The organism is Lentilactobacillus diolivorans DSM 14421, from assembly GCF_001434255.1.
Taxonomy (GTDB): Bacteria; Bacillota; Bacilli; order Lactobacillales; family Lactobacillaceae; genus Lentilactobacillus; species Lentilactobacillus diolivorans.
Genome location: NZ_AZEY01000101.1, coordinates 48,157 through 48,562 on the forward strand (window position 1 = coordinate 48,157; position 406 = coordinate 48,562).

The window sequence follows — 406 nt, forward strand, 5'->3', positions numbered from 1 at the left end:
TAATAAGCGGAAGACGGGATTCGAACCCGCGACCCCCACCATGGCAAGGTGATGTTCTACCACTGAACTACTTCCGCAAGAATGCCGACTAGAAGATTCGAACTTCCGACCCCCTGTTTACAAGACAGGTGCTCTGCCAGCTGAGCTAAGTCGGCATACTAAATATTATGCGTTAATAATATTCAATTGTAATGAGCCGTGGCAGTCTCGAACTGCCGACCCTCTGATTAAAAGTCAGATGCTCTACCAACTGAGCTAACGGCTCAATATGGAGGATACAGGGATCGAACCTGTGACCTCCTGCTTGTAAGGCAGATGCTCTCCCAGCTGAGCTAATCCTCCAAATATAAAGCGTGGCAACGTCCTACCCTCGCAGGGGGCGATCCCCCAACTACTCTTGGCGTGC

The 406-nt window shown here is 50.5% G+C and carries 4 tRNA genes; all 4 read right to left on the bottom strand.

Annotated elements, in window-relative coordinates:
* Window positions 1–5 precede the first annotated feature (5 nt).
* Window positions 6–77: transfer RNA gene (locus FC85_RS12795), tRNA-Gly, on the bottom strand.
* A 5-nt stretch (window positions 78–82) separates the two neighbouring features.
* Window positions 83–155: transfer RNA gene (locus FC85_RS12800), tRNA-Thr, on the bottom strand.
* A 37-nt stretch (window positions 156–192) separates the two neighbouring features.
* Window positions 193–265: transfer RNA gene (locus tag FC85_RS12805), tRNA-Lys, on the bottom strand.
* A 4-nt stretch (window positions 266–269) separates the two neighbouring features.
* Window positions 270–342: transfer RNA gene (locus FC85_RS12810), tRNA-Val, on the bottom strand.
* Between the last annotated feature and the right edge of the window lie 64 nt (window positions 343–406).